The sequence below is a fragment of the Aquimarina algiphila genome (genome assembly GCF_947494415.1).
Classification (GTDB): domain Bacteria; phylum Bacteroidota; class Bacteroidia; order Flavobacteriales; family Flavobacteriaceae; genus Aquimarina; species Aquimarina algiphila.
Genome location: NZ_CANLVC010000006.1, coordinates 524,993 through 549,634 on the forward strand (window position 1 = coordinate 524,993; position 24,642 = coordinate 549,634).

The window sequence follows — 24,642 nt, forward strand, 5'->3', positions numbered from 1 at the left end:
AATAAATGTTATCCAAGCGAAATTCCAAATTAAATAAAAACCAAGAATTAATGATGATGTCTTAACAAATTTATAATAGGATTTGTTATAGATAGGGATTTGAATCAAAATTAAAAATAAACTTCATTCTGATAAGGTTAAATGTGAAAATGATATTTATTATGTTAAAACGATTTATGTTTAGTTATAATTTATATTCTTTATGATAAATTTTACAGCACATTCACTGATTAAGTTTTAAAAATATGTTTACAGAATATTTGATAAGTGAAATAAATCATAAGGATATATAAAATGCATAAAAAGAAAAGCAGTATTGTTTTTTTACTAGTACCATTTCTTTTTTTTGGGCAACTTAAAGAAGAAAGTAAATATTATAATTGGTTTGATCAGGTTTTGGGTCAAGAGCATACAGGTTTGCATAATGGGAAATGGTATCTTGATTTTGATGTCAACAGGATATATGATAATAGACATGCATTTTTTCGTTCTGATGAAGTACTTATGGGATCAGTTACTTATAGCGGTCAAACCTACTATGATATAAAGATGAAATACAATTTGGAAATAGATAGGCTTTTGGTACAGTTAAAATCTTCTTCTACAGCTTCTGTTATAAAACTAATACCAGATAAAATTGATGAGTTCGTTATCGATGGTTCGAGATTTATAAGAATTGATGATAGAGAAGTAGAGAAGGCAGAAAATATTCTAAATACTATATTTTATGAGGTTCTATTAGAAACTGAAGATTTGTTGTTATTAAAAAGTAATAAGAAAGTTAGAAATAGAAGACTAGGAGATACTGGAGATAGGATGGTATATGAGTTTACTAGTGCAAATAGATATATTTTATCTTGTAATGAGAAGTATTATGTAGTTAAGTCTAAATATGATATTGTAAAAATTTACCCCGAACTAAAAAAAGAAATTAAACAATTTTATACCACTAATAAGATATTAAAAAAATCAGAACCTGATAGATTTATGAAAAGACTATTCGAAAAAGTTGTTCAACCTTCGCAATTAAATAAAGAGTTGTAGCACTATGAAAAAATATTTGGGGCTAATTTTTTTAATGTATATACAAACTCAAAGTATATCGGCGCAACAAAAAGATTCTTTATTAACACTTTCTTTTAAAAATACAGATGTACTATCTGTTATACATCTTATAGAAGAACAAACAGATTATCATTTTTATTTTATTGATTCTTGGTTGAAAGAATATAATGATGTGTCTGGTGATTATAAGAATGAATCGATTATTAATGTCTTAAATGGTCTTTTTGAAAACACAATTATTAATTTTTTTATTATTGAAAATGATAAGATCATTCTAACTCCCAATAGCATTATATATGATAAAGTTCCTGATGGTTTTTTTGGGAGAGATTCTATCGTAACCTATACAGAAAATACAATAGCTAAAACGAAATCATCATCTTCTGTATTTGCGAATGCTAAAAAGTCTAAAAAGAATAAAATCGAAACCATTAGAATAGGAAAAGCTAATGCAGACAATACAAAACAAAAATTTGTACTATCTGGATATGTTAAAAATAGACAGACAGGAAATCCTTTATCTAATATTGTTATTAACCTTAATGGAGTTGCGGTAGCAACAAACTCAAAAGGTTTTTATGAGACAGAACTAAATACTGGACTAAATATTTTAGAAGTCAAAGTTCTGGCAATGGAAAACGTTAGGAAACGTATTATAATGTATAATGATGGACAATATGATATTATACTTAACGAAGGAATCGAACAATTGGATGAAGTAGTACTACAGACAAAGACATATAATAATGTAGATGAGGTAGTAACAAAAACTAAGATTGATGTAAAAGAATCAAAAAATATTCCCTTGGCCTTAGGAGAACGTGATGTACTTAAGGTTGCCACAACCTTGCCGGGTATAACTACAGCTGGCGAAGGTGCTTTGGGGTACAATGTAAGAGGAGGTAAATCTGATCAAAACTTGATTCTGTTAGACGATGCAGTTATCTATAATCCACAACATTTCTTTGGGATTTTCTCAGCACTTAATCCATTTGCTCTAGGAGATGTAAACATTTATAAGAATAACATTCCTGCAGCCTATGGAGGTCGATTATCATCAGTTTTTGATTTAACTACAAAGGATGCTAGTGTTGAAGAGTTTAAAGGAGAAGCCTCTATTGGTCCAGTAACAGGAAATGTTCTTTTAGAAACTCCAATAATAAAAGGTAAATCGGGATTAATGGTTGGTGGAAGAGTAGCATATGCAAATTGGATTTTGGATGTCCTTGATGAAGAATCGCTTAAGAATAGCGAAGCCTCTTTCTATGATATTATCGCAAAATATAATCATCGCTTTTCAGAAAATTCAAAAATAGAAGCGACAGCATATATAAGCAGAGATGATTTTAGTATAACCTCAGATTCATTATATGTATATAATAATAGAGCATTGTCTTTGAAATGGAATTATAGATTTAATGATAAACATGCTGCAAAGTTATCGTTATCAAATAGCAGGTATGATTTTGACATAGAATTTGACGGAGATACGAATACTGATTTTGACATTGGATATAGTATTGATGAGAAAGATATAAAGCTACAGTTAAAATATCTATATAATGATAACATAAAATTTGATTATGGGGTTTCAAGCAAATTATATACAGTAAATCCAGGTTCTATTCAACCAACAGGAACAGAGTCTATTATTACTCCATTACGACTAGATGAAGAACGAGGTCTAGAATCTGCTATTTTTCTAGCATCAGAAATAGATATAACAAAAAACTTCACCTTAGATACCGGTATTCGCTACTCGGTATTTAATGCATTAGGAAAAGCTACTCAAAATGTATTTCAAGAAGGAGTACCTAGAAGTTTAGAAACCATTAGAGAAACTATCTCTTATGATGAAAATGAGGTCATTAAAACTTATGGTGGCCCTGAGTTAAGAATCTCTGGGCGATACTTATTAAATGAAGATTTATCAATTAAAGCGTCTTACAATAAGACCTATCAGTTTATACATACCTTATCCAATAACACCACAGTTTCTCCAATAGATACCTGGAAACTTTCTGATCTTAATATAAAACCACAAAGCTCACAACAATATTCACTTGGAGTGTATAAAAATATGAGAGAAAGAGCATACGAATTGAGCTTGGAAGGGTTTTATAAATTTTCAAAAAACATTCTTGACTTTAAGACCGGTGCAGAAATCTTACTTAATGAAAATATAGAAACTGAAGTTTTACAGGGTAAGGGTAGAGCCTACGGAGTCGAGTTTTTATTGAAAAAACAAAAAGGAAAACTTTATGGCTGGTTGGGATATACGTACTCCCGCTCTTTTATTCAGTTAGAGAGTGAATTTAGAGAAGAACAAGTAAATAGAGGAGATTTTTTTCCTTCTAACTTTGATAAACCTCACGATTTTAGCATGGTCTTAAATTATAAATTCACCAAACGGTTTAGCTTAGCTACTAATTTTGTGTATCAAACAGGTCGACCTGTTACTTTTCCTATTGGGAGTTTTAGATTTGATGGGGCTGATTTTTCTGTGTTTAGTGAGCGAAATAAATTTAGAATCCCAGATTATTACCGATTAGATTTAGGGTTTAATATAGAGGGGAATCATAAACTTAATAAGCTTTCTCATAGTTTCTGGACGATATCTATTTATAATGTGCTGGGTAGAAATAATCCTTTTTCGGTATTTTTTGTTACCGAAGACGGAAAGGTTAAAGGATTGCAGAGTTCGATTTTCTCGATTCCTGTCCCATCAATCACATACAATTTTAAATTTTGAACCGATGAAATTTGCAAATAAATTGATCAGATATAAAGAAAAAGGTAAAATTTTATTTTTGATATTCATTTGCCTGTTATTTTCTCAATGTGTAGAAGAGTTTGATTTTGAAACAGAAGATTTTGAAAGTATTTTAGTCGTTAATACTACAGTAACTAATGAAGTAAAACGCCAACAAGTTTTATTATCTCGTACCTTTAAATTTGAAGATAATGGACCACTTTTAGAGACGGGAGCTACCGTAAAAATAATAGAAGAAAATACAGCGATAGAATACCTTTTTGAAGAAGTTTCTTCAGGAACGTATCTTTCTATACAAGAATTTGCTGCGATGCCTGATAATAAATATCAGCTTGTTATCAGTACAACAGATGGAAGATCATATATATCTGAGAAAGTAATGTTACCAAATGAAATATCCATGGATAGAGTATATCCAGAGAGAATGTCTAATACTAGAGGAGTAGAAGGTGTAGGAATACTAATTGATACTTTTGATCCTACAGGTACTTCAAAATATTATCGCTACAAATTCGAAGAAACATACAGAATCACAGCACCATTTTGGACATCGCAAGATGTCGTGATCATTAGCGGAGAAGAAGATTGTATATACGATTTTGTAGAAAGACCCATGGACAGAAGAGCATGTTATGCCAATAATTTTTCGAATACTATCATTATAACAAACACTACTGCTTTTAACGAAGATAGACTTACAGGTTTTTTGTTAAACTTCTTACCCTCTGATGATATACGAGTAGTAGATCGTTATAGTATATTAGTCAAGCAATTTGTACAATCAAAAGAAGCCAATGGATTTTATCAAATACTCAAAGATTTTTCTGAATCTGAGAGTTTGTTTTCCCAGGTACAACCTGGATTTATTGAAGGGAATATTATTTCAGAAAGTAACAAAGACGAAATCGTACTAGGCTTTTTTGATGTCTCTTCAGTTTCAGAACGACGTATTTTTTTTAATAGTAATGATGTTATTGATGGTTTACCAAAATTTGATTTTGATTGTGAAATTATTGTACCAGTTCTTGATGCTGAAAATGAAGAAACTCCAGAAGAATTTGAACAGAGATGGATTCGTATTGCAGGTGATCGTTCAAATAAGTTTGTTTCTAAAGAACTTACTGGCGAACCAGAACCACCAGATGAATGTAAATCATCAATTGATGGATTTACTTTTGTTACACCAAGAGCATGTGGGGATTGCACGGCGTTTGGTAGGAGTGAGGTTCCCGATTTTTGGGAAAATTAAAGTTCGATTAAAAATAGATTTAAAAAGATTATTATAAAATTATAAATGTGAAAATAAGATTAATAGTATATATTATATTTCTTTTCGTTTCGAGTGTTCAGGCGCAACGGCAGTCGGTATTAAAAACACCAGAAGAAGTTACAGGATATTATAGGGTTCCTCAGGAAAAAATGTTTATACATTACAATACATCTTTATTATTTGTTGGTGAATATCTTTATTATAATGTCTATAACTTTACTACAAATGACAAGCTATTAAGTACTCTTAGTAAGATTGCTTATGTGATCTTAGTAAATGAAAAAGGCGAGCCCGTTTTTAAACATAAAATCAAACTGGATAAAGGTTTAGGGCAAGGAGATTTTTTTGTTCCAGTGTCTATTCCTTCAGGAAACTATAAATTGATTGGTTATACCCAATGGATGCTCAATACAGATGCATCTTTTTTTGAAGGGGATATTAGTATTTTAAATCCATACCAGGTTAATCAGGATGTCATTTTGTTTAAAAATGATTCTTTGATAAACCCTATTGCCAAAGATTTAAAAAACACCAATCATAAGGTTGTGGATGAAACCGCAAAACGTACGGTAAAATTATCTTCTGATTACGAAATATATAAAAAGAGAACTCCTGTAAAATTAACTATAGAGAATTCATTATTAGAAAATGGGACGTTCTCAATTTCTGTAAGAAGGAAAGAAGCTTTTAAGAATGCTGATTTATGCACTGCAAAGGAGTTTTTGGAGGAGTATAATAGTATTACTAATAAACAAAATTTATCTCCGGGTTCATCGGTTTTCTTGCCAGAAATGCGCGGTGAATTAATTTATGGTAAGATTATACCAAAAGATCCTTCTTTTCCTGTTTTAGATCAAAATATAGCCTTATCAATGCCAGGGAAAGCAAGTGATATAAAAATAGTTTCAACAGATGAAAAAGGTAATTTTGTATTTAATTTAAACAATAGAAATATTAAGAATGAAATATGGGTTGAAGTTTTTGAAGAAGGAAGTGAAAATTATAGGATTGTAATTGACGAAATACCAGAGATAGATTACACAAATTTAGAATTTTACAAGTTCAAAATTTCTAAATCATTAAAAGAAATTATAGAAAAACGAAGCGTTCATAACCAAATTGAAACTAACTTTTATAGTGTAAAACCTGATACCATAAAACAACCAGATTTTGTACTTCCATTTTATGGAAATAAGGAGATCGAAACCTATGTTCTAGATGATTATACTAGATTTAAAACAGTGAAAGAAACAATATTAGAAATAGTAGATGGAGTATGGATCAAAAAAGACAATAATAATAAGTCTGTATTTGGTGTAAGAACTAATTATCCAGAGCAGAAAAAGGATAATTTTCCGTTATTATTGATTGTTGATGATGTAATTGTACAACACCATGAAGATGTTATAGCATACAGTGCCAGTAAAATAAAGAGTATAGGTTACATTAAAGATCGATATTATTTAGGAACTAGAGTTTTTGATGGAGTAATTATTATAAAAACTATAGAAGAGGATTTTTTTAATGCATTAAATTATAGTTCGGATTCACCTGTAGTATTAGCCGATTTGCAGGATGATAAGCAATATTTTGGACAGCAATACGATAAAGATAAAATCTATAGTCGTATACCTGATTATAGATATCAGTTACTATGGAGGCCCAATTTTACAATAAATAAGAAGAAAACAAATATTACGTTTTTTACATCTGATGTGGTTGGAGATTTCGAAGTTTCACTAGAAGGTTTTACTACCAACGGAATACCAGTTTCTATTAAAAAAAATATTTCAGTTGAGTAGAGAAATAACCCCTAACAGATGTAATGAATATTAATAATAAACTAGGAGATGGTGATACCAACTTTAAATCTAAATTGTTGAATGTATTAAAAAAGTGACCTACTGAATAAAAGTAACTTTAGCAATTTTTGTATTTTCTACTTCATAAATAGCTACAGCACTGTAGTTTTTACTCTTAATGGTTAAAAATTCTTCATCAATGATGGTATTACCCATTATAATTCGATTTTTGATTTTACAATTCAGGTCTGGTGTTTGTTCAAAGAAACCGGTATAATTTTTTTTCATCTTTTCCTGTCCCTCATATAAAAGCTTATTAGGGAAATTATATACTTTTATAGTTTTACTATACGTTGCTATAAAAGCACTGATATCTCTGGCATTGTACGCGTCAAGTTGCTTTTGGATTATTTTTTCAGGGTTCTTTTTCTCATTTGTTTCTAAGAGAGGTCTAATAAAGGTAACTTTAATGATTTTTCCATTTTCTACTTCATATATAGCAGCTACACTTACATTTCCGTCTTTGTAAGTTACATATTCTTCATCGATAACTTTGTTTCCTAATACAATACGATGTTTTATTTTACAATGTAAATTGGGCTCTTTTTTAAACTTTTCTTCATAATAGGTACGCATCTCTTCTTTTCCAGTAAATCGAATAGTATTAGGATAATTATAAATAGAGATATTGTCAGAATAGGTAGAAAGAAAAGCGTCAATATCACGAGCATTATATGCATTTACCTGTTTTTGAACGATGTGCTCTGGGGAAATATCAGATACTACGGTTAGTAAATTTCCGGTAATATTTGTTGCAATTCTTGTGATATTGCCAATTTCTTTATCGGTAAAAGAATGAAATGCACTCCACCTGGTATCAGTTTTTGGATTAAACTGAAAAATAGTATTTCCTTTCCCCATCAAAATAGTCCCATCAGGTAGCCAACACATATCCTCTGCACCAGGAATTGTATTGATAATTTCCTGAGTAATTCCTGTCATAGGATGAATTGATTTTATTTTCCAGATTTTATTTTCTTTACTGATATAGCTTATCAGTTTAGAATTTGGAATTTTATGAAGTGATCTCCCTACTTTTTTCTGAAGAGTATGATTGCTTCCATCTTTTAGATTAGATACTATAAGTGACATTGCATTATCTTCGAGTACAGATGATACAATGATGTCTGGAGTATACCATGTATGATATCCAACTTTGAGACCTTCTAATAAAGCTTTGGATTCCCCTGTTTTGTAATTGTAACGATAAAGTAATTGTTTACCATCTCTATCCAAGCGAATAGAAGAAATTTCATCTTTGTTAGGAATCTTTGTTGGAGAATACTCACTTCCTTCTTGGGTTGAGGTGATCCAATTTATTTTTTCTGTTTTTATGTGATAAGCTGCTATGTCGGTTTGCTTTTTTCTTGTGGAGGAAAACAAGACGGTATCATCAAAAAAAGAGGGTTGATTATCATACCCTTCATTATTAGAGATATTTCTTTTATTATCAAGAGTAATTGTTTCTCCTTTTTTGATAATATCAAATAGATATATTTCTGTATCGGTTTGAGAAAATAAAGATGATGTAATGAATATAGTAAGAAGAACAATTGTATTTCTCATTGTTTTTGTTTTCTAAAATACATTGAAATATTGAAGTTATTCTTAAGTATATGTTAATGTGATGTTGGTGTTGAACTTACGTTTTATTGGAAATTGTAGAAATCAAAAAACCCAGAACATTACATTCTGGGTTTTCGAAGTTGAGTTAGAAAGGCTATTGCTGGGGGGTCAATAGATTATTGTAAAATGAGATTCTTTCTACAACTGGGGTGTTAAAATTTAATTTAGAACCATAGACCATAAATCCTTAATGCTGGATTTTGAGCACTAGTAAATGTTCCAGATTGATCAATAAACTGGAAATAATTACCTGTATTATTATAGTAAAGACCTTCTGTACTTGCCCAGAAATTCGTTAAAGGTTCCATTTGAGTTGCTAAGAATGCAGAATTTCCATCATTGGGAGTAACATCTTCAAAAAAGATTTTTTTGTCTTTAATACTGGTCTTCAATGTATACCTCAGATCCAAGGCTGCTCCAGTCCCGTCTACAAATCGAATTAATAAAGTACTATCTCCGTCCACAGTAATAAAAACAGCAAATAAATTAAATGTTAATCCAAATGGAGTCATATTAGTATTTAATTCTTCTACTAAGGCATCAAATCCAAGAGATGTTAAAGGACTAGTTCCATCTGCCGGAGCATATAAGAATGAATCAAAGTCATTTCCAAGATCTTGAAAATCATTACTAATAAAGGTTGGTTCATCAAGAAAGCCGATACTAGCTTTATTTCCTCCTATATCAGAAATATATGATTTAGACATTTCATCAAAAGTAAAGTTTTCATAAGCGTTATCACCAACTTGTATTGAAGGACTTACTACAAGACCATCAGGAGTATAGGCAATACCATATGAAATTTCAGAAATAGTACCATCTGCTGCTTGATTTACCGAATTAGCAAAAAGGCGTAAAGGGTCATATTCAAATGTATAAAATGTCTTATTACCCGAAGTATCTTCGATGGTTAATGCCTGAAAAACCGAAGAGGTAACACTAGGTAAAAGGCTTGACCTTCTTGCTAGAGAGGTGTTTACATTAGCCCAGTCTCCTGCATTAACTGGTTCAAAAACTATAGTAGCTTCGTTTCTTGGTTCTATAAAGGTAATATTTCCGCCTTCGTTTTTAATATACATAAAATTAGAATTCCCTTCATACCCAGATCCTATAAGTCCCGGGATATTACTATCCGATACTTTATGAATATGATTACGAGTAGAAAACAATAGCTCAGTAGTTGTTCCCATTTTTACTTCATATCTGCTAGAGGTAATAGCCGTTTCACTATCTACATCTGATGTCATTTCTACGGTACCATCACTATTAAACTTCATGTAAAAAGTAAATCCACCATATTCATCATCTTTTGTAAAGTAAATAGCTCTATACCCATCAGGAGAAGCTAATAGTAAATTTTGCAACTCACTAATTCTTTGGTCTATTCTAGTACTTGGAGTCTCGTTAAATAACTCCTCGTTATCATCATTACTACATGAGAAAAAAACCAGTAGTAAGGATAAAAACCATATTTTTTTTAATGCTTTTATAATCATTTCTTTTATTTTATTAATTTATAATATCCAAAGTATTTTGATTTACCAGCTCTTGTAATTCATAAATGTCGATGCCAAATTCATCGGTGAAATATTGAGCAACAAATTGTTCTTTGGTTCGAATAAAAGCTTTAGCATCATCACTTGCAATAAGATCAACAATGGCATCAAACTCTGTTTTAGAAGTAGTTAACATAGTAGCTACCATTTCAGCAAAATCCTCAGCTTCTTCACTCGAAGCATAGGCAGTGATGTATCCTAACTCTCTGGCTTCAGCATCAGATCTATTAAACCATTGAGCAGTATAATCTTCAGGGTTTACATTGCCGTAATCTGGATTATATGGTCTAGTTTGATTTAAGATATGGGCATATTCATGCTGTATCGTTTGGAAATACCTTCTTGTTAATGTAAGATCAGATAAATCCAATTGATCAACATTAAAAAGTGTGATTTTAGTTCCAGCTTCTGCAATACCCAAAGTAATGGTTCCAGTTTGGTTGAAATTAAAACCACCGACTAATGTAAACTGTCTTGGAGCGATATTTCTAATAAAATTCTCTCCTCCTAATTGAGTATATGGCTCTATCCATACTGCTTGAACTACCTCTAACAGAGGCTGAACATTTTCTTCTGTTGGAGGATATAAGAATCGATTTAAATCTACTTCATTTTCGTTCCATTTATATTGAATATCTATATTATAAGGCCCGATAAAATTGTTTCTTATCCATATGTCAAGCTCTGATAAAGCAGGAGTTTCAGTATTGATTTGAGATGGTCCAACACTTTCTCCTTTGTCGCAGCTTATCATAACTAATAAGCTGGCAACTATAGTTATATATTTAATTATGTCTTTCATACTTATTGTTCTTAAATTATTTAGTATTATCTAGGATTTGGCTGTAAACCAAAGCTAAGTGCATCTGCAGGTATCTGTAATTGTTTTCTGTTATCAGTTTTACTTAGTGTACTTTCGTTTTCATTAACATCCTCGTGGATAATCTCAAGATTATGTCTTCTGATATCAAACCAACGTAATCCTTCATTATGAAACTCTCTTCTTCTAAATTCTGCTAATGCATGAATCAACCCTAATTTGTCTGCTTCAATGGTATAAAATGGAGTGTATATACCTTCGACAACAGTATAAATAGTATTGATTTGATCAATAGTTAGTACATCGGTTGCAGCATCATATCCATCCACTTTTTTGGACAAGAAAGAATTGATGTCCATTACTGCCATATCTGTTTGACCTAACATAGCGTATGCCTCTGCTCTGTTTAATAATACTTCATCTGTACTTAAAAGCACAGAATTAATAAAAGGAATTCCAATACCTGCGGCTGCATTGGTAGTTCTAAAATATTCTACGTATTTAGGGATATTAAAAACTAAATCATTACCAAATACAGGGTACGCCCATCTTTTATTATTAATCTCAGTTCTGTTAAAGAAAAGACTAGTAGCCAAGCTGGCTGATAATTGGTATCGAGCACTAGCATAAGATCTGAAATATACAGAGTTAGATGATACAATTAATAAATTTGAAACATCAGTAGTTGAAGAGTATTCATTACCAATTTCACTAAAAGTAAAGGCATCATAAGCACCATTCCAATCTCTTAAAAGGGTTGCTGGAGCATCTCCAAGAACGTTATTACTATATTGTATTACTTTTTCCCAATCTCCTTTGAATAGATAAAATCTTGAAGCAAAGGCATTAGCGGCATCTTTATTAAAATGAAATTTTGGGATGTCGTAATCATTTGTTACAAGAGGTAATCCTGCTATAATATCAGCTTCTATTTTTTCATAGACTTCTTGTACAGTACCTCTAGTGTAATCTTTGATCACTATATCTTCTGGCTCTGTAACATAAGGAATCCCAAGGTCACTAGCCGCAGTAGTTGGGTCATAAGTTTTTGACCAAATATTCACCAACATAAAGTGAGCATATGCTCTTGCCATTAAAGCTTCACCTTTTAGAGAGTTAAGTTCACTACCACCACCCAATTCTTCTATTGAAGCTAATGCTTGATTTGCCTGCGCAATGGCTTCATAAGCTTCGTTCCAATAATTAGTTGGAAAGTCAATATCTACATCATTTACATCTCTCCAGAAAAACATTTCTGTATTTACTCTAATTTCATCGGCGGTAGGTCCTTTATCTTCTGCATTATCAGTTCTTGGCTCCAAAAAAGTTGCATAAGTTGCGGCAGGATAGGCTAGTGTAAGTAATTCACCAATTTTCTCTGCAGTATCTATCTGTGTTCTATTATCTGGTATTTCGTCTAATGAATCTTCACAAGAGAATATTAAAATACTTAATAAACTTATACCAACTAATTTAAGTGTTTTTTTCATAATCATTTCTTTTTAAAATCCAAGATTTAGTGATACAGTATATTGTTTAGCAATTGGGTAAGCAACACCACCTGCTCTGAAAAATTCTGGATCTTGTCCGTTAAGGTTATCGTCAGAATATATTAAGAAAGGGTTTGTTGACTGAAATGTCATCTTAAGGTTGTTTAACCCTATTGCATCAATTGTCTTTTTTGGGAAAGTATAGGATAAAGAAATATTCTTCATTCTAATAAAATCACCATCAGCAATTCTCTCTGTAGAGAAGTTATATGCGTTATATGCTCGGGCAATTTCATTGGTTCCTACTTCGTTAATTAACCTTCGTGAAGGGATCACAGGAATGTTAGTTGTGTTTTCGTCTCCAGGGAATAACCATCTGTTTCTAAACTCTGTAGGGAAAACGGACAAATCACTATATGTAGAAGTGTAATAAGGGTCTAATCGAATTTTATTTCCGGCAGAAAAAGTTACGAAGAAACTAAGATCCCAATTCTTATAGGTAAAGTTGTTAGCAAATCCACCAGTTAAATTAGGCTCTACAGATCCCTCAAACTTAAGATAATCTTGTATGTCTTCTACCTCCTGGAAGTCAACTCCAGAAATAGGATCTCTATCATCACTAAAAACATAAGTTGGTAATCCTCTTTCGTCTAACTTATCAAATTGAAAAGAAAATAATGACCCTCTAGGAAAACCAACTGCGTTACCTCCTGTAGATGATACCAAATCAAAAACATTAGGTCTTTGTTGTAACTCAGTAATTTCCTGATCAAAATAAGCAACATTAATAGTTGTACCCCATTTAAAGTTAGGAGTAACTATATTTTGTGTGTTTAATTGAAATTCTACTCCATTTGTATTCATAGATGCATTGTTAGCCAATTTAATTGATTGTCCACCAATACCAGAAGTTCTGATTTCATCAATTAAATCTTCACCTTTTCTAAAATACACATCAGCTACAAGAGAAATTCTATTGTCAAAAAAACCAGCATCTAATCCAAGGTTAAGTTCAAAAGTCTTTTCCCAGGTTAATTCTGTGTTTTGTAATGCAGCAATATTAATTGCATTTTCTCGTGTATTAGGATTTAATCGATCTGTAACTACATTTCTAAAAACGGGTAAATTATTACTTACATTATCAGCAAGTAAACCAACAAGTCCATAACTAGGACGGATAGCTAATTTTGATATCCAATCAATATCCTGAATGAATTGTTCTTGATCAATGTTCCATTTAGCACCTACATTATAGGTAGGTAACCATCTTGCGCTAGAAGATTTACCAGCTCTGTTAGAACCTTCGTAGTTTCCTGTTACATTTAGGATGTATTTTTCATCAAATGCATAGGTAGCAGTAGCAAAGAAAGTAGCTCCACGTTCTCTGGTTTGTTCTAAACCAAAATAATCACCACCATCTAATATAATCTTATCAATTATATCTGGATCTGTGAAAGGAACTCCACCTTTATCAAATTGATAACCAAATCCTCTACTAATACTTTCTTCTCTATTAGTAAACCTAAATTCTTGACCTAAGTATACTCTAATATCACTTTTTTCGCTAATATTAGTATTGAAATCTAATGTGTTTCTGAAATTGTAAGTGATAATTTTATTATCTCTTCTGGTGTATATACCACCAAAAGGAAGTACCACTTGTGGTCTGGAGTTAGGCCTGTCAGGATCTTGAAATAAGAAGGTATTTTGATCTTCTACAATAGTTGTTTCGTTAGCTCTGTAAGCAGCCGCAACGTTAGAGTTTTCTGTAGCTTTATGTTCATTTGCAGCAGTAGCATATCTTGCAGTACCAAGGAAATTATATTTTAATTTCTCATTAATTTTTGCTTCAAACTCACCTTGAATCTTTAAATCAAGTACGGTTAATTCTGTGGTGTTATTCTCAATCTCATTTAAGATGTTAAATGGAGCCCAGTTATATCTAAAAAACTCAAGATTACCTTGGTTGTCTCTTGGTCTAAGCGCACGACTAGTATTAAGTGCATAACTAAAAGGGTTAATGTCAAAGTCCCTGTCAAATCCTCCATTTACTACATCGGATAATCTATCAAATGCACCTGGTGCATTTTGATCTCTATATGATCCTTGAATAAGAGTAGTTACTTTATATTTTTCTCCCAGATAATATGTGTTTCTAATATTCCCAGTAAGCCTTCGTACACGATCTGCTATAGTAAGTCCAGGATCAGTAAAGTAACCAATAGATGAATAATGAGATGAGCTTTCACCACCACCAGAGAAACTTATAGAATGATTTTGTGTTAAGTTTTCTCTAAAAAGTGTTTTAAACCAATCCGTATTTGCTAATTCATATTGTTGTAAGAATCTAGCTCTTGCTTCTGGAGTATTAGTAAGGGCAAAAGAATTTGTTTCAGGGTTAAATGTATTAATTGCTCTATACATTTGATTATAAATACCTCCAAATCTACCTTGCAAGCTGGATGCTAGATTTAAAAAACCTTTTGATTCTAATTCTCTATAAATAGAAACAGTCTCTTGAGAATTAAGTAAATCATACTGACCGTAAGTTGGTCTCGCTCTTACTGCATATTCTGCAGAATAGCTAACCTTTGTTTTTTGATTTCTTTTACCAGATTTTGTAGTTATTACAACAACACCATTTAGCGCTCGTGCACCATAAAGTGCTGTTGCAGAAGCATCTTTTAATATTTCTATACTTGCAATGTCTGATCCATTTAATCCAGCTACTGCAGAACTTAATAATGTACTAGAATCTCCAGATACTAAATCGTTTAAAGATACATTTACGATTTCCTCTTGTATAGCACCGTCAATAATCCAGATTGGTTTTGTATCCCCTAAGATAGAAGAAGACCCTCGTATGGTTATCCTTGGAGTAGCACCAAAAGTACCTGTTACATTTTGTATTGATACACCGGCAGCTCTTCCTTCTAATGATCTAGAAATATCAGGAACACCTTCAAGTTTGATTTCTTCTGCTTTTAATGATTGTGAAGCACCAGTAAAGAATTTTTTTCTAATATTTTGGTATCCTGTGATTACAATTTCTTCAAGTCCTTCTACTCCTTTAGATAGTACAATATTATAAGTCGTTTTATTTTTATCGGTAATTGCGATTGTTTGATTTTCGAAACCTAAACTTTCGATTTTTAACACATCTGCAACAGAAACACTAATTGTGAAATTTCCGTCAAAATCAGCAACCACTCCTCTTGTAGTACCTTCAATAGATATCGTAGTTCCAGGAACGGGTAGCCCATCAGAATCAACTACTTGCCCACTAATTTCAAAACCTTTTTGCGGTTTAACAAAGGCAATTTGTGGTTTTTTAGGAACATTATTCGTATTAATTAGTTTTTTTATTAATACAATTTGTTTATCAATTATTTTGTAAGATACATCAGTGTTTTTAAAGATTTTATCCAAAATGTATTCTACTCTTTTGTTAGATACTTTAAGAGATATCTTACGTTTGGTATTTACTTCTGCGTCTTTAAAAAATACTTTAAATTCTGTTTTTTGTTGTATCAAATCAAATACATTCTCAATTGTGAAATTTTTTACATCCAAGCTAATCTTAGTGTTTTGAGAATATGTATTTGCATTTATTCTAAAGAGAGACAGTATAATTAGTAGAACTGTTAGTCTCATTTTTAAATTAAATATTAATTTTACCGCACCAATTTTGCGGTTCTGTTTAATTTTTTTCATATTTTTAATATGATTTAATGATTGAACCATTGTTAAATTAAGCTTACTCTAAAATCGAGAGGTGTTGCAGCATTTCTCGATTTTTATTTTTTATGGTTGATTTCTTGCCATATTTTGTTTTTAGGGGTTAATAATTATTTCATTTCCTTTGATGCGATAATTGAAGAATGTATTGCTTTTAAAAGTCTTTAATACATCTTCAACATTCTCAACATCAAAGCGACCAGTGAATTTTTCCGTTTTAATATTTTGGTAGTTGATTGTTATTTTTTTATCGTAAAATCTTTCAAGTTTTTTCATTACAGTTTCAAAACTCTCACTTTTGAATAATAATATCCCATCTACCCAAGCGATATAATTTTCTGTTTTAACATTGGAGATGTTTAAACTTTGACTTGTTTTTGATAAACTAGCTTTTTGATTTGGGGATAAGATCTTATCTGTATTCTTATCAAATCTGTTTTTGTCCTTGAATACTCCTACACTACCTTCAACTAAAACAACTTCAGAAAAAGAATCATCTGCATAAGAAGAAACATTAAACTTTGTTCCCAGAACTTCAGTTCTAATGCCATTGGTAGAAACAATAAAAGGATCTTTTTCATTTCTGGCTACTTCAAAATAGGCTTCTCCTGATAGATCTACTTCACGTATTTGACCACTTAGGAATTTTGAAGGGAATTTTAAAGTAGAACCTGCATTAACATGAACAGTGGTGCCGTCTGATAAAACTAATTGGATTTTTTTTCCGTAAGGAACTCTTAATGTGTTTATCACTACTTTTTCTTCAGAAGTAGCATTATTACCTTCGTTATTATAAACGATTTTGTTTTTTTCTTGGAACGCTAATATGGTTCCGTCTTCATTTTTAATTTCCTTAAACAATTCGTTATCCTGTAAGGTCTCAATACTTCCATCACCTTGTTGTAATGTTACTTCGGTAATGATCTCATTTTCATTAGAAATGTTTTTATTATATAAAAAAGTACCCCCTAATATTAAACCAATAAAGACAGCGGCATATTTTAAATAATTATTGTTTCTATTTTTGTTAGTTTTAGTAAGAGATTTTGTATTTTGTATATGTTTTTGGAATAGTGAAGAAGCTTTTTGACTATCAAAGTCATTTTTACTCAATTGTATATAATGATCGGTGACAATATATTTCTTAAATAAATTAAGATTTTTTTCATCTTTTAATAACGTTTCGAGCTCTATGATTTCACTCTCAGTCATTTCATTATTTAAGTATTTTATAATTTGATTTGTATCCAAATCCTTATTATTTTTCATGCGAATTATTGGCTTATTTATAGTTAAGACTTCAAAAAAATAAAAAACCCTTACTCTTGGAACTATTTTTTTTATTATTTATGTAAAGTTTTTGTTAATTGTTTCGGAATTGGGGTTAAAAATGGGTTAAAAAAGGATTGCTATAGAGAACAAAACTCAAATAGAAGAACTTAGGAAAGGGAACGAATTTGTATATAGGCGTTTATATGAAATGTACTATAACGAGCTGTGTGCCTATGTTTTTAGTTTATCAAGAGATAAACAGCAAGCTGAAGATATTGTACAGAACGTAATGCTTAAGATATGGAAGAATAAAGAAAAACTAAATATTAATACTTCTATTAAAAGTTATTTGTATAAAGCTTGTTACTATGAATTGATTGATAGCTATAAGAAAAATAAAAAAGAACTGAATTATATAGAGCGAGTACAAAAAGAAGCTCTGGATTTTTTTATAGAAGAAGATAATGATTTTATTAATAATAGAATACGTTGTGTTAATATTGAAATAGAAAAACTTCCACCCAAATGCAAAGAAATCTTTGTATTGAATAAAGTACAAGGTTTTAAATATAAAGAAGTAGCAGAGCAACTAGGTATTTCTGTTAAAACAGTAGAAGCTCAAATGTCAAAGGCGATGTCTAGAATTAAAGAGGCATTAGACGCTTTATAATATTTTGCTATAAAATTTTAAACTTATTTTCTTAATGCATATAACCCAAAAATTGGACCTATGCTTAAAAATAGATAAAGCATGGTATTGTCTATTTTTCCTGTTAAGAAGGATAATAGTTGAATGCTTAATATAGTAATTGCAAATCCAATACAATTTGTAATAGTAAGTCCTGTGCCTTTTAGTTCTGGTGGTGCAGCTGCTGCTACCATTGTAGAAAACTGAGGAGAATCAGAAATGACCAACATACTCCAAATGCTTAATGCAGTTAAGAATAACTCTGGAGGTAATTTAAAAAGCAGGGGAGAGGCAATACAAAATACTCCTGATATCAATAGCGAATTATAAGCAACTTTTCTGCTTCCGGTTTTTAAAGAAACAAGTCCTCCAAGAATACAAGAAATAGCTCCAATTCCTATAATTATAAATGACCAAAAGGATACTTGAAGTTGGATTGATTGAAGATCACTATAGGTTTTAAGAATGATAGGTATAAACCCCCAAAAAGCATATAGTTCCCACATATGACCAAAATACCCAAAAGCAGCTTTTCTAAAACTGGGAATTCCAAAAAGTTGAGTCACTATACCCAGTTGAAGTTTAGAAACTAATTTTCTATAGGGGCCATCGGGAACCAAAAACCACATTGAAAGTCCTCCCGTAAAAGCCAATATTGATGTACTTATAATAACTGCCTTATAATCACTGCTCCAAGAAAATTCATTGATTAAATGAGGAAATGCAGTTCCGAGAACTAATGCCCCAACGATATATCCTAATGCTCTTCCCAAACCATCCTTATAATAATCGGAGGCTATTTTCATACCTATAGGGTATATCCCTGCGAGAAAAAAACCTGTTCCAAATCTGGCAGTCAATAAATTAAATACTGTAATATTAGGTATCAATAATGATAGATTTGACAAACCTCCCAAAAAAGCACAGATCATAAATATTCGAGATGGAGAAAAACGATCTGCAAGTGTTAGTAAAGCAAAAGTAAGAGTGCCTATTATAAAACCAAATTGTACAAAAGACAGAAGATATCCTAAAATATTAAACTCTGCATTAAATTGTGTAGCAAGGTCATCAATAACAGCATTCCCGGCAAACCATAAGGAGGTGCAAAAAAATTGAGAAATTATAATAACCGGGAGTATGTAAAATTTTGGTTTCAAAAAAACATAGGTTTTAATACATAAAATTGAAATAAAGGCTTTTATAAAAGATTTCTACTTTTCATAAGTAGAGAAATCAATAGATTTTAGCCAATAATACTAATTAATTGGGGTAAAAATATATGTTTTACATTACAAATGTACTTTCAATTAAAGTACATGCTGATGTGACTTAAAAAGAGGTTTCTATTCCTATACAATTATTCCACCAACAGAATAGTGCCAAATACATCAGCATTAATCCAACCTAAGTTTTTTTCCTCACCTGGGATAAAAACCGAACCAATAAAATTTTCTCGTTCCTTACTACCATCATTATCATTATAGGCTATAGCAAATCCCAATTGTTGATCTTTCTTTAAAATTACAGGGTCATTGACTTTCCCTTCCTCATAAGTATCATCATAGACAATCATTTCAAATTCCCAAACTGAAACATCACCTTTGGTAACTCTTTTGGTAGTTACATGATTGTTATAGAGTAGCGGTTTCTTATCTTTTCCTAAGTCAACTACATTACCATCGAGAGCAACATGATATGCAAAAGCATTATTTGAAAATTGGTGATTACCTCCAGAATTGTCAGCATCAATAAATATTTCTACACAATCATCATCCCACCATAATGTTAATGGATCTTTATTTTGATCGTATAATTTATTGTCTTTGATTTCGACCAAAATATATAGTGCTTCTGGTGTCCAGACCATTTTATAGCGTCCAAAAAAATCATCAACAGTATAGTCTTCGCCTAACCATTTTTGATCCAATCCATACCAAATGACTTCTTTCCAAACGGGATCGTCCATATTTCCATCTAATTTAGGAACGATTGTAGCTTTTTTTACTTCTCTGATCTGATGATTTTTTTTAGTTGTCGTTTTTGATGTATCTTCTTGATCGGTTACAGCAAGTTGATTATTGGTTTTATCTGTAGTTTCTTTTTTACAAGCTACTAATGATAAGATAAGGTAAAGAAAAAATATTTTTTTCATGGTAAGAATTTAGTGTGGTAATAAAAGCTAAAAATAATAAACATAATTTAAAAAGCGGTTGCTACTTCATTAAAAGTAACAACCGCTTGTCTGTTTATAGCATAAATGCTATAATAAAATATATAATTTTTTAGCTTATTATTGTTTAATAGCTTTTACTTGACCAATTGTATTTTTATCAAGAGAAATGGTATAAAAATATATTCCTTGTTGGTCGGTTACACCGTTTTTAATATCAATAATTTGATTACCTGCTTGGGTTTCTTGATGATATAGTGTTTTTGTTTGTCCTAATATATTCGAAACTGTAACTTGTAGCAATCCTTGGTTTTCGGTTGTTACATATAATTTGGTTTGATCTGTAATAGGATTAGGAGAAATAGTTGCTTTATTAAAATTTTCTAGAGAATCTGTTTTGTTTGTTGTTAGAAGTTGTGCTGCATTGCTTGTGGGGCAGTCGGTTGTACAATTTGCAGACCAGTTTCCATTTCTTTTCCCGTTTGTACTCCCGGTAACTCTAAACCATCCATTTGTTCCTCTTGTTAAATCAACTGTTTGTTGGCCACTACCATTATTAAATACTACTCCAATATCATTGGTTGAAACACCGCTAGGAATAGTAAATGTATTACTAGACCATGAGGTACCACTGATATTACTCATTGATCGGCCGGGCCATCCCGGTGTACCTGTTAAAGTTTGATTGTTAGACTTATTATAGAGATAAATTCTAGCAGTATTTCCCCATCCATCACCAGGTTTTAGGAAGTTAAGTGTTACAGAGGATGATGAACCTCCACCAGAACCACTACTAGAGCAATTACTTGGACAATTGTTAGACCAGGTATTACCTCTATACCATCCATTGGTACTTCTTGATAAGTCATCGGTTTGGTTATTTCCATCATTAAAGATCACTCTTAGATTTGCAGCAGAAACGCCAGAAGGAGGAGTTACTGTAAATGAATACCAGCTTGTTCCTGATATATTGGTCATTTGTTGTCCAGGCCATCCACTGGTTCCAGGTAAAGTAGTGTTATTTCCTGCATCAAAGAAATATGCATTTACTGTATTATTCCAACCATTAGGTTTAAAGAAATTAACAGTATAAGGTGCGACTGTATCTCCACCTCCGGTATCACCACCTTTAGTCCACACTGCATAATCTGTACCTGATGTTTTAAGAGTCCAACCACTGCCGTTTGGAGACCAGTTTCCATTTCCTAGTTTCATTGCTAGTGTTCCTGATTTTCCATCAATATATGCAGCATATAGATTACCACGTGCCTCTGCTATATTTATAGTAGATCCCGAATGTACTCGAACACTTTTTCTTGCAGAGATTAAGTTTTTGATGGCATTTCTTACTCCCGAACCACCATCTATAAAATGAGTCCAGAATACCATTGGATTACCTGGATGGGTTAAAATATATGCATATCCTTTTCTAAGATTAGTTTCTCCTCCCGGAAAAACATAATTAGAGCCACAGCACTGCTGAGCAAACCCTGTATCATGGTTGTCTAGAAATGTTACAGATTTTGATGGATTTATGCCAATCATTCCTGATGGTTTTCCTTGTCCATCCCTTAAATAAGAAAGGTTATTATCTCTAATAGCATTTTGTAAACTTACTTTGGTATTAAAATCAAAGGCAGATGAGGATTGCTGTGTTCTATTCACAAAATTATTTGTCTGTACTCTACTACTTTCTAATAATTCTCCAACTGCAAAATATGGATTTGTAGCGTCATTATATTCTTTGTTATAAATAGGATCATATCCATGAACAAAATCATACCTCCAACCATCAAAACCGATATCATTTTTTAGGAATCTCATCCATTTAATGATTTCTGCTCTTACTGCAGGATTTTTATGATCAAGATCTCTTGCTGCAGCAAAAGCACCATTAGAACCATCAGATTTAAGACTAAATCCAGGTACGAAATCACCATTGATACTAAACTCTACAGGGCCATTAACAAAATTTCTTCCTTCGTCATCAGCAGTGATATAAAATGTTGGCCATGCTGGATTTGTAAATGTTACCGCATCATTGGTACCAACTCTATGATTGATTACAATATCACTTATTACTTTAATATCTAAAGAATGATATTGATTAATTAGATTTTTTAATTGTGTCTCTGTTCCATATGCACTATTGAGGTTGTTTAATTCTCGGGGTAAATATCCTTGAGGAGCTGCAGAGTTACTTGGAGGTGGCATCCATATGAGGTCAATGCCTGCATCGTTGATAGTATTTCTATTTTGTGATACAACATCATACCAGGTTTGCCCTGCTGGTTGGTTCTGTACATTCCAGTCAAATGCTTGAAATAATACGTCTTCATCTTGCGCTTGGATACCTAGAAATGGTAAACAAAAAACTAGAGTTAATAGAAAAAGATTTACATTTTTAATTTTCATTTTGCAATTTTTTAATTCAATTAAGAATAATTAGCGTTTAAAAAAATTTGTGTTATCCCGAAATACAGCAAGTATTTCAAGTAAAATATCTAATCATCTTCAGAAATAATTATGTATATATTTATCTATAGTTAAGAAAATGATATAGTTAGGGTAATAACTAATCATACGTATATTGGGTTTTATTTCGAAAAGAAAACTTTTGATGTTATCTATAAATAATAAAAACTATACCGGTATAAAAAAATACATTATCATAAAGAAGATAAGAATCAGAATGGTGTATTATTTGTTGGTTTTATATGTTAGATAAAACGCAAAAAAAATTCTGATTTTTCGTTGGAGGAGAGGGTGATTTCATAATTAGTAGTTTTTTATTAATAAAAGTGTTTCTTGTGTTAAACTTTCACTAAGTTATTGTGAAATATTCAATTTCTTAGATTGATAAATCTACTACAACGTTTTCGTGTTGATAAATTGATGATATTTTGAGAATTATATGGTGAGAATTATAAAATAACTCATGAAAGTTATGGTGAAATAAAGATTTGATACTTCATTTTAGAATGAAACAAAAAAAGATGAAGTGTCTACTTTTGTATGCTACAAATATTAATTTTATGAACTCGATAGCACTTATTTTACTAAATCTTTCTGAAACAAGAAGAAGGAGTCTTAAACTTTGGAATGGGATTCCAGAAAAATATTTTAATTGGAAACCAGATAAAGAAGCTTTTACTATTATTGAAATGATAAGGCATGTATTAGAATGTGAACACTTATTTCATACCATTATCAAGAATAGAGGTAATTTAGGAGATTATGAATCACCTTGGAGCGAATTAAAATACATAGATTTACAATATGAACTTAAGATAGCCGAACAATATCGTAGCAGTTTCCTTGATATGATAGAAAACCTTACCGAATTAGATCTTGAAAATATAAGAATAGAAAGAACAGAGGTTGGACAAAGTAAAAAACTTGGAGATTATTTAAATCGAATCGTATTTCATGAAGCGGTGCATATGGGTCAAATGTTAGATTATTTAAGAACCTTGGGAGTTGAGCGACCTAAGATTTGGGATTGAAATTATCAAATGTTTTTTATAAATAGTATTGTAATAGTGTATTTGTAATGATAGAAAAGTTTGAATACAAATTTACTCAGATTGCTTCTTTGTTAGGAGATAAATCTCGTTCTGTTATGCTTTGGTGTCTATTAGATGGAAGAGCTTATACGGCAATGGAATTATCTATTTGCGCAGATATTTCTGCACAATCTGCTAGTAATCATTTAAAAAAACTCATAGAGGCTAATTTACTTCAGGTTGAAAAACAGGGACGACATAGATACTATAGGTATGCTAACGCAGAAGTAGCCCAAGTAATTGAGTCTATGGCAGGTTTAGTGTCTTTGGAAGATAAATACGAGAGAACTAAAAAACCAAAACATAATGACATTACATATGCCAGAACTTGTTATGATCATTTGGCAGGTGAAATAGGTGTTAAGGTCACAGATGCATTACTGAAAAATGGAATCTTAGAGATTGAAGCAAAAATATATAGGGTAACCAGAATAGGAAAAAAATGGTTTCAAGATTTGAGTATTGATGTCGATTCTTTACAACTACAAAAACGCTCTTTTGCTCACCCATGTTTGGATTGGAGTGAACGAAGACATCATCTCGCAGGTGCTCTGGGATCTTCTCTGCTAACAACCATGTTACATAATGATTGGATTAGAAGAAAGAAAGATTCAAGAGAGGTTGTTGTTACTGCAAAAGGTGAAATAGAGTTGAAAGCAAGATTGAATATAGAATTATAAGTGTTTTTTTAATTTTTTCTGAACAGTTGTCCATCCTTCAAATGGATAATAATTTGATAACCT

The 24,642-nt window shown here is 31.4% G+C and carries 16 protein-coding genes; 7 read left to right on the top strand and 9 right to left on the bottom strand.

What is annotated here, in order from left to right; all coding sequences use genetic code 11:
* The first annotated feature begins 294 nt into the window (after nucleotides 1–294).
* Genes PQF96_RS11785 through PQF96_RS11800 form a run of 4 tightly spaced genes read left to right on the top strand, consistent with a single transcriptional unit; the run spans nucleotide 295 to nucleotide 6,910 of the window.
* Nucleotides 295–1,044, top strand: coding sequence for a hypothetical protein (locus PQF96_RS11785; RefSeq protein WP_271766341.1), 750 nt, complete (start codon nucleotides 295–297; stop codon nucleotides 1,042–1,044).
* Between the two features lie 4 nt (nucleotides 1,045–1,048).
* Entirely contained in the window at nucleotides 1,049–3,817 is a 2,769-nt protein-coding gene (locus PQF96_RS11790) for a TonB-dependent receptor (RefSeq protein ID WP_271766343.1), read from the top strand.
* 4 nt (nucleotides 3,818–3,821) lie between these two features.
* Nucleotides 3,822–5,087, top strand: a complete 1,266-nt coding sequence (locus tag PQF96_RS11795; RefSeq protein WP_271766345.1) for a DUF4249 domain-containing protein — start codon at nucleotides 3,822–3,824, stop codon at nucleotides 5,085–5,087.
* A 47-nt stretch (nucleotides 5,088–5,134) separates the two neighbouring features.
* Entirely contained in the window at nucleotides 5,135–6,910 is a 1,776-nt protein-coding gene (locus tag PQF96_RS11800) for a hypothetical protein (RefSeq protein WP_271766346.1), read from the top strand.
* 99 nt (nucleotides 6,911–7,009) lie between these two features.
* On the opposite strand, the gene PQF96_RS11805 is transcribed toward PQF96_RS11800, so the two are convergent.
* From PQF96_RS11805 to PQF96_RS11830, 6 genes are all read right to left on the bottom strand, one after another.
* A complete protein-coding gene (locus PQF96_RS11805; RefSeq protein ID WP_271766348.1) occupies nucleotides 7,010–8,536 on the bottom strand; it encodes a nuclear transport factor 2 family protein in 1,527 nt (508 codons plus the stop codon).
* Between the two features lie 224 nt (nucleotides 8,537–8,760).
* A complete protein-coding gene (locus tag PQF96_RS11810; protein ID WP_271766350.1) occupies nucleotides 8,761–10,092 on the bottom strand; it encodes a DUF4302 domain-containing protein in 1,332 nt (443 codons plus the stop codon).
* Nucleotides 10,093–10,105: 13 nt separating this feature from the next.
* Nucleotides 10,106–10,954, bottom strand: a complete 849-nt coding sequence (locus PQF96_RS11815) for a zinc-binding metallopeptidase (protein WP_271766352.1) — start codon at nucleotides 10,952–10,954, stop codon at nucleotides 10,106–10,108.
* A 26-nt stretch (nucleotides 10,955–10,980) separates the two neighbouring features.
* Nucleotides 10,981–12,462: a RagB/SusD family nutrient uptake outer membrane protein gene (locus tag PQF96_RS11820; RefSeq protein WP_143917702.1), complete on the bottom strand. Its 1,482-nt coding sequence runs from the start codon at nucleotides 12,460–12,462 to the stop codon at nucleotides 10,981–10,983.
* 12 nt (nucleotides 12,463–12,474) lie between these two features.
* On the bottom strand, nucleotides 12,475–16,176 hold the full coding sequence (locus PQF96_RS11825; protein WP_271766354.1) for a SusC/RagA family TonB-linked outer membrane protein: 3,702 nt from the start codon (nucleotides 16,174–16,176) through the stop codon (nucleotides 12,475–12,477).
* Nucleotides 16,177–16,296: 120 nt separating this feature from the next.
* A complete protein-coding gene (locus tag PQF96_RS11830) occupies nucleotides 16,297–17,469 on the bottom strand; it encodes a FecR family protein (RefSeq protein WP_271766356.1) in 1,173 nt (390 codons plus the stop codon).
* A 160-nt stretch (nucleotides 17,470–17,629) separates the two neighbouring features.
* Between PQF96_RS11830 and PQF96_RS11835 the strand changes: the two genes are divergently transcribed.
* Nucleotides 17,630–18,142 carry an RNA polymerase sigma factor gene (locus tag PQF96_RS11835; protein WP_271767074.1) on the top strand — a complete coding sequence of 171 codons (513 nt, stop codon included), beginning with the start codon at nucleotides 17,630–17,632 and terminating at the stop codon, nucleotides 18,140–18,142.
* Between the two features lie 23 nt (nucleotides 18,143–18,165).
* Here PQF96_RS11835 and PQF96_RS11840 read toward each other — a convergent pair whose 3' ends face one another.
* The 3 genes from PQF96_RS11840 to PQF96_RS11850 all read right to left on the bottom strand — a co-directional run bounded on the left by PQF96_RS11840 (nucleotide 18,166) and on the right by PQF96_RS11850 (nucleotide 22,748).
* On the bottom strand, nucleotides 18,166–19,320 hold the full coding sequence (locus PQF96_RS11840) for an MFS transporter (RefSeq protein ID WP_109436929.1): 1,155 nt from the start codon (nucleotides 19,318–19,320) through the stop codon (nucleotides 18,166–18,168).
* 200 nt (nucleotides 19,321–19,520) lie between these two features.
* Nucleotides 19,521–20,315 (bottom strand): sugar-binding protein, encoded by a 795-nt coding sequence (locus PQF96_RS11845; RefSeq protein ID WP_271766357.1) that lies wholly within the window; start codon nucleotides 20,313–20,315, stop codon nucleotides 19,521–19,523.
* 138 nt (nucleotides 20,316–20,453) lie between these two features.
* Complete coding sequence (locus PQF96_RS11850) at nucleotides 20,454–22,748, bottom strand: starch-binding protein (protein ID WP_271766358.1); 2,295 nt, start codon at nucleotides 22,746–22,748, stop codon at nucleotides 20,454–20,456.
* A gap of 620 nt (nucleotides 22,749–23,368) precedes the next feature.
* Here PQF96_RS11850 and PQF96_RS11855 point away from each other — a divergent pair.
* Nucleotides 23,369–23,839 carry a DinB family protein gene (locus PQF96_RS11855; protein ID WP_109436926.1) on the top strand — a complete coding sequence of 157 codons (471 nt, stop codon included), beginning with the start codon at nucleotides 23,369–23,371 and terminating at the stop codon, nucleotides 23,837–23,839.
* 47 nt (nucleotides 23,840–23,886) lie between these two features.
* Nucleotides 23,887–24,579: an ArsR/SmtB family transcription factor gene (locus PQF96_RS11860; RefSeq protein WP_271766361.1), complete on the top strand. Its 693-nt coding sequence runs from the start codon at nucleotides 23,887–23,889 to the stop codon at nucleotides 24,577–24,579.
* Nucleotides 24,580–24,642 lie beyond the last annotated feature (63 nt).

Bases quoted from the DNA above. Each gene is read 5' to 3' on its own strand.
- PQF96_RS11855 (WP_109436926.1), top strand. From the start codon at position 23,369: ATGAACTCGATAGCACTTATTTTACTAAATCTTTCTGAAACAAGAAGA.
- PQF96_RS11790 (WP_271766343.1), top strand. From the start codon at position 1,049: ATGAAAAAATATTTGGGGCTAATTTTTTTAATGTATATACAAACTCAA.
- PQF96_RS11825 (WP_271766354.1), bottom strand. From the start codon at position 16,176: ATGAAAAAAATTAAACAGAACCGCAAAATTGGTGCGGTAAAATTAATA.
- PQF96_RS11805 (WP_271766348.1), bottom strand. From the start codon at position 8,536: ATGAGAAATACAATTGTTCTTCTTACTATATTCATTACATCATCTTTA.
- PQF96_RS11815 (WP_271766352.1), bottom strand. From the start codon at position 10,954: ATGAAAGACATAATTAAATATATAACTATAGTTGCCAGCTTATTAGTT.
- PQF96_RS11830 (WP_271766356.1), bottom strand. From the start codon at position 17,469: ATGAAAAATAATAAGGATTTGGATACAAATCAAATTATAAAATACTTA.
- PQF96_RS11860 (WP_271766361.1), top strand. From the start codon at position 23,887: ATGATAGAAAAGTTTGAATACAAATTTACTCAGATTGCTTCTTTGTTA.
- PQF96_RS11850 (WP_271766358.1), bottom strand. From the start codon at position 22,748: ATGAAAATTAAAAATGTAAATCTTTTTCTATTAACTCTAGTTTTTTGT.
- PQF96_RS11810 (WP_271766350.1), bottom strand. From the start codon at position 10,092: ATGATTATAAAAGCATTAAAAAAAATATGGTTTTTATCCTTACTACTG.
- PQF96_RS11820 (WP_143917702.1), bottom strand. From the start codon at position 12,462: ATGAAAAAAACACTTAAATTAGTTGGTATAAGTTTATTAAGTATTTTA.
- PQF96_RS11785 (WP_271766341.1), top strand. From the start codon at position 295: ATGCATAAAAAGAAAAGCAGTATTGTTTTTTTACTAGTACCATTTCTT.
- PQF96_RS11795 (WP_271766345.1), top strand. From the start codon at position 3,822: ATGAAATTTGCAAATAAATTGATCAGATATAAAGAAAAAGGTAAAATT.
- PQF96_RS11845 (WP_271766357.1), bottom strand. From the start codon at position 20,315: ATGAAAAAAATATTTTTTCTTTACCTTATCTTATCATTAGTAGCTTGT.